Source organism: Brevibacillus sp. HB2.2 (genome assembly GCF_013284275.1).
In the GTDB taxonomy this organism is placed as follows: domain Bacteria; phylum Bacillota; class Bacilli; order Brevibacillales; family Brevibacillaceae; genus Brevibacillus; species Brevibacillus brevis_D.
In genome coordinates, this window is sequence record NZ_JABSUV010000030.1 from 60,079 (window position 1) to 73,358 (window position 13,280).

4 protein-coding genes are annotated in these 13,280 nt (G+C 47.2%); 1 reads left to right on the forward strand and 3 read right to left on the reverse strand.

Annotated elements, in window-relative coordinates; all coding sequences use genetic code 11:
• Positions 1–8: 8 nt before the first annotated feature.
• From edeN to edeP, 3 genes are all read right to left on the reverse strand, one after another.
• Positions 9–6,527: an edeine non-ribosomal peptide synthetase EdeN gene (edeN, locus tag HP401_RS31750; protein ID WP_173606384.1), complete on the reverse strand. Its 6,519-nt coding sequence runs from the start codon at positions 6,525–6,527 to the stop codon at positions 9–11.
• Positions 6,528–6,551: 24 nt separating this feature from the next.
• Positions 6,552–7,799 carry a lysine 2,3-aminomutase gene (locus HP401_RS31755; RefSeq protein ID WP_173606382.1) on the reverse strand — a complete coding sequence of 416 codons (1,248 nt, stop codon included), beginning with the start codon at positions 7,797–7,799 and terminating at the stop codon, positions 6,552–6,554.
• 79 nt (positions 7,800–7,878) lie between these two features.
• Positions 7,879–12,384, reverse strand: a complete 4,506-nt coding sequence (gene edeP, locus HP401_RS31760; RefSeq protein WP_173606383.1) for an edeine non-ribosomal peptide synthetase EdeP — start codon at positions 12,382–12,384, stop codon at positions 7,879–7,881.
• A gap of 304 nt (positions 12,385–12,688) precedes the next feature.
• Between edeP and edeQ the strand changes: the two genes are divergently transcribed.
• On the forward strand, positions 12,689–13,126 hold the full coding sequence (gene edeQ / locus HP401_RS31765; RefSeq protein ID WP_142496761.1) for an edeine self-resistance N-acetyltransferase EdeQ: 438 nt from the start codon (positions 12,689–12,691) through the stop codon (positions 13,124–13,126).
• Positions 13,127–13,280: the final 154 nt, after the last annotated feature.

Sequence of the window (13,280 nt, forward strand, 5' to 3'; positions counted from 1 at the left end):
TACCCCTTTTACTTTATTTTGGATTTTTCTGCTAACATTTTTAGGATTTTCACATAGCGATCCGAAAGCGATTCAACATATGCTGTCTGAAGCATAGCTGGATCAAAGGTAAAAACGACATGGATACCTTTCGAAGTTTCTGCTACTTGGAGAACTAATGGGCTTCCGGCCATCTCTGGCTCGACTGATCGTTTGACTTCACGTTTCCAAACAGTTGACTGAGCTTTGAACGGAATCGTCTGGTTGACAAAAAGTGTCGGCCATTCCATGTTCGTCGTCGCTTGCCAGTGCTCTGACGGATACAACGCGAGCGCTTGCATCCGGGCATGTACTTGCTTCGTTTGATCCAATAATTGTGAAAACGAACTGATCGTCTGCATATCAATCGTGAGCGGTACGATGTTGTCAAAGTTGCCAAGTGTATGTTCCAGCACATCTTGCGTCCGATTCGTCGTCACTACCCCAAGCGTCAAACTAGACAATTGGGTGACCTGTCGAAGCAACAGTAGGTAGGAGGCAAGCAAGATGTCTCCCAGCTCCTGATTGGACTGAGCAGCTACATGCAGTAAATCAGCGTGACTCGTCGGGTCGATATACTGCTCGACTTGTCGCTTCGCTACCCCTCCTGTACCAAAAGGTTGAGCAGAATGTAGATTTGCTGCTGTCAACCACTCGTGGCGCTCGGCCTCGAGATGTCCGTAATAAAGCATTTTTTTCTGCCAAACAGCGAATGCTTCTTCGTAATGAGGCTGTTCTTCCGTAGAAGGTTCATGCCCTTCTTCAATCGTCTGATACAGAGCCTCCCATTCCTCCAGAAGAAGTCCGATGCCTCGCCAATCACTAATGGAGCTGTGAAGACTTCCAATTAACCGATAGTGATCAATTGCCAACTTTACCAGTTCAAATCGAGCCAAACTTCCTGCATGATGCTCAAACGGTCTCTTCTGCTCGGCAATCAATCGATCCCGCAACCATACCGTTGCCTCTGCCTCGCTTTTCTCCTGTAAATCCCAAAACGCAAGCGGAATCGGTTCGGATAAGCCTTGTGGCAACAGCTGTGGAAAACGTCGCACGAGAGCTTGCCACGCTTGCTGCATATATGACGGTTCGATTCTGCTTCGAACCTCGATGTCAAAACATCTGACAGCCACAATCCCCTCTTCTTGTTCCTGCTTCAGCAAACGTTCCTGAACGAAGGAATAGATGGGAGTAGCTTCCGAATGAAACCCGCCTAGAATCGGCTTAGGTCTTTCGGCGGCTGATTTCCCGTCGGTTAAAAGTAGGTAGGGGGCATCTGTCAGGAGCAGATTACGTCCTGCCCGGTCTGCAAAAGAAACGGGGATGTCACACGCAATCAGTGTATCGATCCGTTCAGTCAGATTCGCTACCCTGTCCTCTATTTGGTAAACACCACAACCATTTTTCGTGAGCGCCCGTTGTTCTTGCGAGTGTTCCATAAGAGGCTCGACTAATTGGATACTGCTCTCACTCGCTTTGCCCAGTGTGATGATACTCGCTTGCGATTGCCGATCCAGATATTTCTCGTGAACACGGTAGCCTAGGAACGTAAAGAACGACAGTGCCTGATCAGCATCTGGTGTAAGTAAACGGACAACAGACCGCTGACCGCTGCTTTGCCATTCGTCATGCTTCGTATCCTCGCTCTCTACAAGTTCAATCAAGCCTACCGATTCCAGAAAGAGAAAGGCAACGAGTCTATGATTGAAAAGCACTGCTGGCTTAGGAGCGCTGACCAAATCGTATTTGAATCCACAATCTACTAACCTTTTCAAAAATTGATTAATATTGGAAATAGAATAACATAGATGGTACGGTCCCGTCCCCTTCTCTTCCAACAAACGAACGCAAGGTGACGTTTCATCGACTGGCGCAATCAGCTCGATTGGTACACTTCCCGGTTTCATGCACATCGAGAGATACACGTTCTGTTCTGGATCTTGCAGGGAATCGCTCGCATCAAACCCGAGAGTGCCATACATGATTTGAGCCGGACCCAGTTCTGGAACGGCAACTCCGACATGATGAAGGCGGTTCATCACGCCCTCTTTTTCTGTTTGGTGATGTACGATGTCAACATCATCCAATCGCTGCTTCGGATGCTTCAGAAGCGCTGCGAGTACACGCAAATAGTTGTCAGCAAAGCCTTCCATAGTCTCCGCTTTAAACAACTGGGTATCGTATTCCAGCACGCATCTGAATTGATCAGCGAGTGGTGTAATATCCAGCTTAAAGTCAAGCTTCGATGTTTTGGATTCATGCGGAACCTCTTCAAACTGCACGTCACCCAATGTAAACCTGACTTCTTGCTCACGTTGGTTATGGAAGATCAGCATCGTATCAAACAATGGATTTTGCGTTTGCTGGATGCCTGCAGCGCTACGAGCAACGATTTCTTCAAACGGATACTCCTGATGTTCATAAGCCAGGAACAGACTGCGCTGAACCTCTTGTACAAAATCGGTATACACGTGTTCGGTACGAGGACGATTGCGAATCGGAAGGAAGTTGATAAAGACACCGACAATTCGCTCCAAATCGGGATGGTTTCGTCCAGCTACCAGTGAACCGACAACGAAATCTTCCTGAGACGTGTATTTCATCAACAACACGTAATAAGCCGACATCAAAACAGCATGGACAGTCACTTCATTCTGCTTTGCAAATGCATGCAAATCACCGTACGTAGAATCAGTAATGAAGAACGTATGGTGATCGCCCTGGAATGTCTTAACAGCGGGACGCGGGTAATCGAGTGGAAAAGCCATAAGCGGGACACGGTCGCTAAAGGAGTCCACCCAATATTTTTCCTGCTGATTCCACTGCTCGCTCCCCCGCTTCTGCCACTGCCAGTCAGCGTAGTCCTTGTATTGAATAGGCAGTGCAGGCAGTTCTTCACCCACATACAATCTGGCAAAGTCCTCCATTAACACATTCAGTGAAATGCCATCCAAAATAATATGATGAGAGTTAAACAGCAGATAATGCTGAGTGGCTGTGACCTCGACCAGGCAAACCTGAAGAAGAGGGGCTTTCGTCAAATCAAAAGATTGCCGGAAGTCTTCCATCACTTCGTCCAATGTCCTGCCATCGCTATTCATCGTTTGGATCTCAAATGGCACATGGTCGCTGATGTACTGATACACTTCTCCATCCTGTACCGCAAACGAAGTACGGAATGCTTCATGCCTTTGAATGATTTCCTTTAATACACGGTTCACTCGACTTACATCCAAATGACCGTTTACCGCGATGACACCCGACATGTTGTAGCTGGTGCTTTCCCCTTCAATTCCATGCATCACGAAAATTCGTTTCTGGGAAGAAGAAGCCCTGTATCTCTCGGCTTGACTGACCCGATCAATCGGCGTGTAAGATATCTCCTGTCTACCTCTGATGCGATCAGCCAATTGTCGAATGGTCGGGTTCCGGAATACATCCTTGATTGTGATGTCCGTTTTTCTCTCTTTTTGCAATCTGGTCACGAGTTGAGCAGCCTTCAGCGAGTGGCCTCCTAGCGAGAAAAAATGATCGTGCACGCTTATTTTTTCGACTGTCAAAAGTTCTCGCCATATTTGTGCCAATTGCTGCTCAAGTTCATCTGCCGGGGCCTCTTCCTTTCCCGAGCGATACTGCGTGTAATCCAGACGTTGCAAGGCAGTCTTGTCTACTTTTCCACTCTGCGTCCGAGGCAAAGCATCAAGATGGACGAAAAAGGCAGGTAGCATGTAGTCAGGCAGATAAGTCAGCACTGCTTCTCTCAGAACGTGTTCCTCAATCGGATGCATCGCGGCCAAGCATGCAACCAGATAAGGATCGCGCTTTGACTCCTGAATAGCCACTACCGCTGCTTCCCGGACACCAGGCTGACGGCGCAGGACAGCTTCAATTTCCTCCAATTCAACGCGGTTGCCACGAATCTTGATTTGGAAATCCTTGCGACCAAAATATTGCAGATGTCCTTCATCCGTCCAGCAAGCCAAGTCTCCTGTACGATATAGCCTGCCATACGGGGTCAGGATATAGGACGCTCTGGTCTTTTCCTCGTCAGCGATGTAACCTTCCGTTACTCCCATCCCGCCAACGTACATTTCCCCTATTACCCCTTTGGGCAACAGATGAAAATCTTGGTCCAGAAGAAAAACACGAACGTTGTAACTCGGATGTCCAATCGGAAGCGGGTTTTCAAAAGGTCCTTGTCGGGGTACACAATACCCGGATGCCGAGATACTATTTTCCGTCGGACCATACAAGTTGTACATTTGCGCTTGAGGTAACAGGGCTGTATGTCGTTCCACTAACGAAGAAGATAACATCTCTCCTGTACACAACACTTTTTGAATCGAATCCAGCGATCCATCAGCCGCGTGGTCAAGCAAAGCGTGATACATCGTAGGGACGACGAGTATCGCATTTGCTTGTTGGCTCTCGATGGCTGCCGCTAGCTTTTGCGGGGATTTGTTTTCATGTCGCTGCAACAAGCAAAGGGTCCCACCGCTGATGAGTGTGCAGAAAATCTCGACAACCGATGCGTCAAAAGTCAATGTGGCAATCTGCAATGTTCTCGTCTGCTCTCCGAATCCGACAAATTCAATGTGCCACCAAAGAGCGTTGATTAATTGATCATGCTTTACGCGCACACCTTTTGGCGTACCTGTTGAACCAGAAGTAAAGATGGCATATGCGGTACTCGAAGGCGTCGCTTTTCGCTGTGGTATTTGGGTTAATTCCTGTACCCAGCAAGCTGGTTCATCAAGACGAAACACCCTTGTTTGCAAGTCAGCAACGAGTTCCAGATAGCTGCCCTCTGTTACGATCAAACTAGGCTGAATCTGGCTTACGATCTGTTCCATTCGCGCTTTTGGCAAGTCTGGATCAAGTGGGACATAGTAACACCCAGCTTTGAGGATAGCTAGCAGTGCAGTAATCATTTCAGGGGAACGATCACACATGATAACTATCGGTCTACCTGCATCTGTCACCTCCTTTTGCAGAGCGCAAGACAGGCGATTGGCTTGCTCTTGTAGCTCCTTGTAGGTCACTGTCCGCTTTCCTTGTACAAGCGCAACTGCATCCGGTGTTTTTTCTGCCGCTTGATCAATCAACTCGTGCACGCAGTAGTTACTCGGAACTGGCACGACTTTCATCTGTTCCTCAATCATCTCGTGCCGCTCATGATCACTGAGCAAGGTAAGGTCACGAATTTCTTGATCTGGATCAGCCGCAATCTGCTCGAGAAGGCTCTGATAGTGAAGCGCCAGGCGTTCGATTTCCTTTGCTTGAAACTTCCATGCCTGGTAGTTGACATGGACTGTCCATTCATCACCGGGTGTTACTTCCAGCACCAATGGATAGTCGGTTGTTTCATGTGAAGTAATATTTTCTAACTCGAAATCAAGTTCCAATCCGGCCAGCGTCTTGTCGATCGGATAGTTTTGGAAAACGAACAAACTATGCGCCAAAGGGGTTTGTACGTCCATCTCTGAGCAGTTTTTCAGTTCAACTGCTGGCACGTACAAGTGCGGGGCCATCTGGTGCTGCTCTTCCATCATGACACCCAGCAAATCTTTGACTGTTGTCGTTTCTGTCCGTTTGACCCGGAGCGGATACGTTTTGATGAAGAGGCCGACGATTTCCTCTACTCCGGTGAGATGGGCAGGACGTCCGGCGTAGGCCACTTCAAAAAGAGCATCCCGCGTATCGCTGTATTTTTGCAGCAAAATACCCCATGCGGCCTGCAACAATGTGCTGATTGTCACGCGGTAACGCTTGGATGTTTCCTCCAGTGTCTCCGTCAGCGTTCGACTAAGCCGAAGATGATAAGAAGAATACTTCCGCTCTTCGTTACGATCCCGCATATAGGGAAGCGGTGTAGGCGAGCTAATTCCTTGTAAGGAATCTTTCCAATACGATAAGGAATGTTCTTTCGATGCTTCTTTTAGAAAACGCAGATACTCCTTATATTTCGCCTTTTGTTTGATTGCAGGGGACAGCCCCGAGCACAATTGTCCATATGCCGTAAATATCTCTCTTAGGAGAATGCCAGAGCTCCATCCGTCCATGAGAATGTGATGAAATGACCATATGACTTCATAACGATACAACTCCATCCTTACTACTTGAATGCGAATGGTATTGCCCAACTCAAGCGTGAAAGGTGTTTGCTTGTCCTGTGACAGCAAGGCAGACAGTTTTCTTTCACGCGCTCCGGACGGTAACTCGCTCCAATCGAAATAAGGAATCTCCAATGTCTTTTGCTTGAGAATGAGCTGGACAGGGGCTTGAAGCCCCTCCCAGCGAAAAACCGTACGAAGCATTTCATTGGCCTCAAACGCCATCGAAACAGCCTGCGTAAACAACTCCAGCTGAAACTTGCCACGAAGGGTTAGCCGATGCTGTTCGAAATACAGATTGGAATCCTTTTGGAGTCGGTAGTAAAACAGCATGCCCTCCTGCGTTGGACTTAACGGCAAAATGTCAGCTATATTGTTTTTGTCGATCTTGTTCATCACAATTTTTCTCTCCTGACTCCCTTACCGAACAGCTTCACTCGGCAGGTTTTCCACGATCTCCCCATCTGCATTCACGTACGGCAAGCCATTATGTTCGAAAACATGGTCGAGGCAGTACATCTCTCCCTGTTTGTAGTCCAAAATCATCAGGTCTTCTGAACGGGTTGGGATTAATTCCTTCAACCGCTCTGGAAGATAGTCTGGTCCGACCGCTTGATGCCATTTCAAAACAATTTTTTCAGGGCGCTCGGCTGTCGGATAGAAGCCACAAATCTCTAGTTTTCCAAAGTCGTGCGAAGTAAGAAGCACCCCTTTTTTCTCCAAGCCACCCAGATTGCGTTTGGACTCGGCCACATTCCGGAACGCCTCGTCCAGTGGAATGGCATACTGCTCGACTCCCCTAACTGGCATAAACACCGTCAAATAATACGAAATGATTCGATTATCTAAAAACTTGCGCTGCAAGTCGATCAAGGTCTCGACAGAATCGTTCACGCCACGAATGATAGCAGGCTGTCCGCGAATCTGGACACCGACGGATAGCAGTGCTTGCGTTGCTTGGATCGAAACGTCACTGATTTCCCCAGGATGGTTGAACTGGGAAATTACACTTACCTGCTTGCCGGGCGTCTGTCTTACTTGGTCAAAAAACGCTAACAACTCTCCATCAAGAAAACGAGCAGGGTCATAGGCCAAAGCCTTGGTTGCAAAGCGAACGAGTCGAATACTCTTCACACTTAATAGCGTGCTGATCAACTTGATTAAGTCAGAAGTTTTACGGAAGGAAGCAGGGTCTCCACCAGTAAAGAGGACATTATCGATGTACGGATGGGCTTCCAAATACTGTACTGCCCTTTCTGCCTTGTCCATAATATTGGTGTATCCAATATCTTCATGGCGGATTTCGTTCACTTTATAGCAGAACTGGCAGTTGGCAATACAAAAGTCGTCGATGTGAAGCAACAATGTCTTCTTGTACTTGTGTTGCAGGAAAGCTGTTTCATCCTGACGGTACGACTTGTTTCCATACGGATCAAAACGCCCTTTATAAGGTTTCACTCCCGGTGGAGGAAGCACGATATTGATCATCTGGGTACGATAAGGCTCTGATTGACTTGCAATCAACTCGGCATAATAGCGAGTCACCTTAAATGGCATATAAGACTGCTCCAGCAATGCACCGCGTTCTTCCTTTTCCGCATCTGTAAAGCCGACAATTGTTGCAAACTCCTCAAATCCCTTTTTCCCCATTAGTACCTTGACACTCAATGTAATCCCTCCTGTCATTCATTAAACACTCGTCATCTTTGCTTTCTCGGAAAACTCGGTCAAGTATGAGATTCGCTTCTTAACCAAACAGCAAATCCAGCTCTTTTTGCGTCAATTCCACCTCTTCAAAATCCGATGGCGTAAATTCAGGGACCTCCTGATGGCAGCAATGATCAATGAGCTGCTCCAATTCATTGATAAACAACGTAAGTAACTTCTCCATGGTCTCCTCGCTATACTTGCGCAAGCTGTACGTAACAGAAACCTGAAGTTCTCCTTGGCGAATGAGAGCAGCCACGTCAAGCAGTGCTGTCAAATGATTACCCACTCCGGAATCAACCGCCAAGTTTCCTCCCATGAGAACCAGCTCATCACTCAGTTGATTATCCACGGATCCCAGATAATTGAATCGAACATGGGACTTTTCCACCGCCGCGAGCAGATCAGGCTTTAGCCAGCCAAACCCAAGCCCCCCCATCGGAATCTGGCGCAACTTCTCCTTTACCCCTTTTAGGTGGTCGGTCCGATTGGATGGATTCGTTTCAAACAAAACAGGATACATGCTGGTAAACCATCCTACTGTTCTGGTTACGTTCATCGTGTGAATAGAAGACTCACGCCCATGTGACTCCATGACCAGCAAGAGACGCTCCCTACCAAACACATCACTCAATGTCCGAGTAAGTGCTGCAACCAATAGGTCTTGGGGACCCGTATTAAACATTCGGTTGGCCGTTGTCAACAGTCGCGACGTCATCTCGGCTGAAAGTGTGCGAGTAGATGTAGCGCTGTATTCTACCAAGTCTTCGCCAAAATCGAAGTCAGTCGGTAGCTGGTCTTCCGGGATGGAAAACATGTCCCAAAATGCTTTTTCTTTGCTTGCCTGAGTCGACTGATAATAGGCGGAGACTTCCTTGATCCACGCTTGCATCGAATGCGTTTTATCTGGTAAAACAATCGGCTCATTACGTTTCAGACTGGCCAAGGCGCTCATCAAATCTTCCAGGAGAATCCTCCAGGAGACACCGTCCACAACAAGATGATGGGCCGTCAGAAACAATCGCTGAGGTCGATCCGGTCCCAATTCAAAGAGACAACCGGTAAACAGTATTGATTCTTCCAACTCGAAGCTAACAGCACAATCTCTCATCGCCTCAAACATTCTTCTCTCCTGTTCTTCTTGCGGTACGGAAGAAAGGTCGACGTAAGATACTGACACTCGGTTGGTTAGGTGGCGCTCATTGTAAAAGAGCTTCCCCTCTTTTGCCGAGTAATTGAGTCGCAAACAATCGTGATGACTAACCAGTGCTGACAGACTCGCCTCAAACTCCTCCAGCGTTACTTTTTCCTTGCTTTCGAGGAGCAACGACTGGTTCCAATGATCAGCATTGCGGAACTGTTGTGACAAAAACCAAGAAACAATGGGAGATGAAGGTAACTCGCCCGTACACGGCTCTTGTGGGATCTGTTCCACTCCCCAACTCCAGTCACTTCTCGCTTTTAGTTCTGCAATCGTGTCATAAATCAAGATGTCTCTAACCGGAATCTTGATTCCCCGCTGATGCAATCGATAAGAAACCTGAATCGCTTTGATCGAGTCCCCCCCTAGCTGGGAAAACGGGTCCTGTAAACCAAATGGCGAATGACCGAGCACGTCCTCATACACTTCAACCAATAGCTTGTCAAACTCGTCACGGGGACTGGTTTCATCCTCCGCACCTTTTCGCTCCATGACAGGTTCGGGAAGCTGTTTTCGATCAACTTTGCCATTTGAGGTCAGCGGAAATTGTTCAAGCTGCACGATTTGCGAAGGGATCATGTAAGCGGGCAATCGACTTGCCAGTTCTTCGCGGAGCTCTTTTTCCCGGAAAGATGTTTCCGTGATCAAATAAGCACAAAGGTACTTACGCCCCCACGTATCCATGCGATCAATCACCACTGCCTCACGCACAGAAGAATGACCAAGTAGCTGCTGTTCAATTTCACCCAACTCAATGCGGTATCCATGAATCTTCACCTGATAGTCAGCTCGCCCCAAATACTCCATGACTCCATTGGGACGATAGCGAACCAGATCGCCTGTCTTGTACATCACTTTCCCTAGTCGAAACGGATCGGGTAGGAAACGCTCTTGCGTCAATTCCTCGCGGTTAAGATACCCCCGTGCCACACTATCTCCCGAGATGAATAGCTCTCCAGTCGATCCGATTGGGATTGGTTTCCCATATGAATCCAAAATATAGAGCTGCACGTTACTGATCGGATGTCCAATCGGTACAGATCCTTCGACATCGGTCACTGGATCGTATTGATAGATCATGCATCCGACTACTGTCTCAGTAGGGCCATACTCATTGAGAATTTCGATTTGTCCGTTCCATTTCGCATGAATGGCCTCAGCCAGACTCACCTTCAAGTCCTCGCCGCCCACTATCACTCTCTTTACCGTAGTAGAAGGCAGAGCGATCTCTTGCAGCAAAAACAGATGGGCAGGTGTCAGCTTTACAACATGGGAGCGTCCGTCACTAAAGATGCGCGATAACACAAACTCTGAATCGGAGTGAGGATAAATAACCATCCGATTTCCCTTTACCAGCGGGCAGAAAATGGACGTAACCGTCAAATCAAATGCCAGTGAGGAATACAGAGCAAAGGCTTCTTCAGGACAAGAGAGATAGCGGTCTTTTGCCCACGAAATATAGTTGACTAGCCCTCGATGAGTAACCATGACTCCCTTCGGATTTCCAGTAGAGCCTGATGTATAAATGACATAGGCCAAATCATCTGGCTGATTGACCGATTCCAGGATTGCCCCATCATTTTGATACAGGGACGAATCACCGAGCTCCAGAATTGCTTTTGACCACGAAATATTCTCTGATCGCGAAGTGTGACGAAGCAACAGGTCTGCTCTAGAATCAGAAAGCAGGTATTCAATACGCTGTGAAGGGAGTTGAGGATCAATCGGAAGGTATGCCCCGCCAGCTTTTAGCACAGCCAACAGTCCGATGATCATCTCTGGCGAATGATCTGCTAGCAACGCCACAATTACGCCAGGACCAACTCCTCGGTTTCGCAACGACTGAGCGAGTCGATTCACTTGATCCTGTAGTTCCTGGAATGTCAGCGTGCGCCCCTCTGACTCCAATGCAATTCCTTGTGGCGAGCGCATTACTTGCTCTTCAAACAACTGGACAACCGTCTTCTCGCTGGGATAGGAAGCTGCAGTATCGTTCCATGTATTGAGCTGTAGCGCCAGCTCTTCGTCAGCAAGGAAGTTCAGATTGGATAGCGGTCCTTCTGGATTCGAGATCATCTGATTGAGAAGCCGCACGAGATGATCCGCTATTCGGTCAATATCTTCTTCCGTGTACTCGGCGATCTTATAATCCAATTCCAGCGTCAATTGTTCATCTGTAGCCCACTCCCTGATAATGACTTGGAGCGAATACAACTGGTGACCGTTGTAAAACTCCTCATTCGTCACGGGGTACCCGCCTAGGGTGAAGGGCAGTTGCGTGCTGTAATAATTCACACAAATCTGAAACAGGCTGTCATAGCCATGTTTCTTCAATTCCAACTCTTGAGCCAGCAAATCGTACGGATATTTCTGATGAAAAAAACAGGAAGTCAATTCCCTGTTGACATATTTAACATAATCGAAGGCATCCATTTCCATCGGAACTGCCAGACGAAAAGGCATGGTGCTGGTAAACATCCCGAATATTTTGCGCTCCACTTTGCCTGAACGGTTTAACAGCGGCGTACCGATCACAATTTCTTCTTGCCTCGTACAACGCTGAAGGTAAAGACTGACGAGAGCTACAAACACGGAATTTAGCGAGCATTTCATCTGTTCCGCAAACTGGCGTATTCTTGTCGAATCTTCCAGGTTAAATGCATAGACTTTGCGCTTGCCTTCGGTAGTATCTGTTGCCTTTTGTAATGTCGTGATTACGGGCAAGCTCTGAAACTTGTCCCGCCAGTATCGCTTGTCCTTTTCGAATCTCTCAGATTGAGCATAGGCATGCTCCCTGTCGACAAAAGCTTGATAAGCGTGTTCACCTCCTACATGAACGGTACAACCTGCCAACAACGTGTCATAATAGTGAGCAATTTGTTCTGTCATGATTGAGATGGACCAGCCATCAGCAATCAAATGGTGCAGCTTTACAAAATACCCTGCTTCCTCGTCACTCAGTTGGATCAGACAAAAGTAGAACAGAGGCTCTTGTCCGATTGAAAACGGCTTTGTAAACAAAGCTTGCAGGACTTGTCTGCACCGATCAGGGGCATTCGGTTCCTGACTGAAATCAAACACCTGCAATGGCTGCGGTTCGTACTCTCCAACAAACTGAAGGACTGTCTCTTCCTCCTGATAGTTGAGTCGCAAGGTATCGTTCTTTTGAATGAACAGGTGAATGGCCGCTTCCAGTACATCCAGCTTCACCTTTCCTTGAACTCGCACCATCCCCCCTAACGTATGGATAGGAAGCTGTGGATGTAATTTTTCCGTATACCAGATACGCTTTTGTGGATGACTTAAAGGATAACCGACCCTCCATTGCTTCTTATCCTGGCGCAAAGAATATCCCCCTTTCTGAATTGTGTAGATGTAATCACAACTCAGACATGGTAAAAAATCAAATCAGTTACAAATACTTCCAGTTTCAACTATATAGATGACTCTTCTATAGTGTCAAATGAATTTTCCATAAATTGTTATTTCTGAAAATTGGGCTAATTCTTTCCCTCTTTCCCTTCCTCTGGTGCTGCATAGATTTAGAAAAAAATTTGTGCACTCTATTGATTTTGACTTTCTTTTCACGTAGGATAAAATGTAATATATTGACAAAATAATAAATCCCCGGAAGGATGAATGTGATTAGATGCCTGTGACACTTCGTGAAGTAACGTTGGAAAACTGGGAAGAGTGTATTGAACTGGAACCTACTCCCGAACAGAGCGAGTTTGTTGCCCCAAACCTTTACTCCATCGCTGAATCAAAGTTTCAAACTACATTTGTTCCTTTGGCCATATACCATGATGACACGATGGTTGGCTTTGTCATGTATGGGCTTGACCCCGACGACGGAAATTACTGGATTTACAGACTCTTAATTGATGCGAAGTACCAACGACTAGGCTATGGACGTACTGCCATTTCACAAGTCATTGAGATCCTGAAAGCAAAGGAAGATTGTCAAAAAATTGTCATTGGCTATGCCCCAGCCAATGTCGCAGCCGAAAACCTTTACGCTTCGCTCGGATTTCAAAAGAACGGAATGGTTTTGTTCGGCGAGACGATTGCAGAATTGAACTTTTAAGCGAGTTTTCATTGCCCAAAAATGAAACAGCGGCGACCTAAGACCTGAAAACCAAGTCTTAGACTCGCCGCTGTTTGAATTGTTTCCCGTATAGTAAAAAAGCACACCATCCATGTGTCTGTAAACATCATGGTTAGTGTGCATTCGTTCTTGA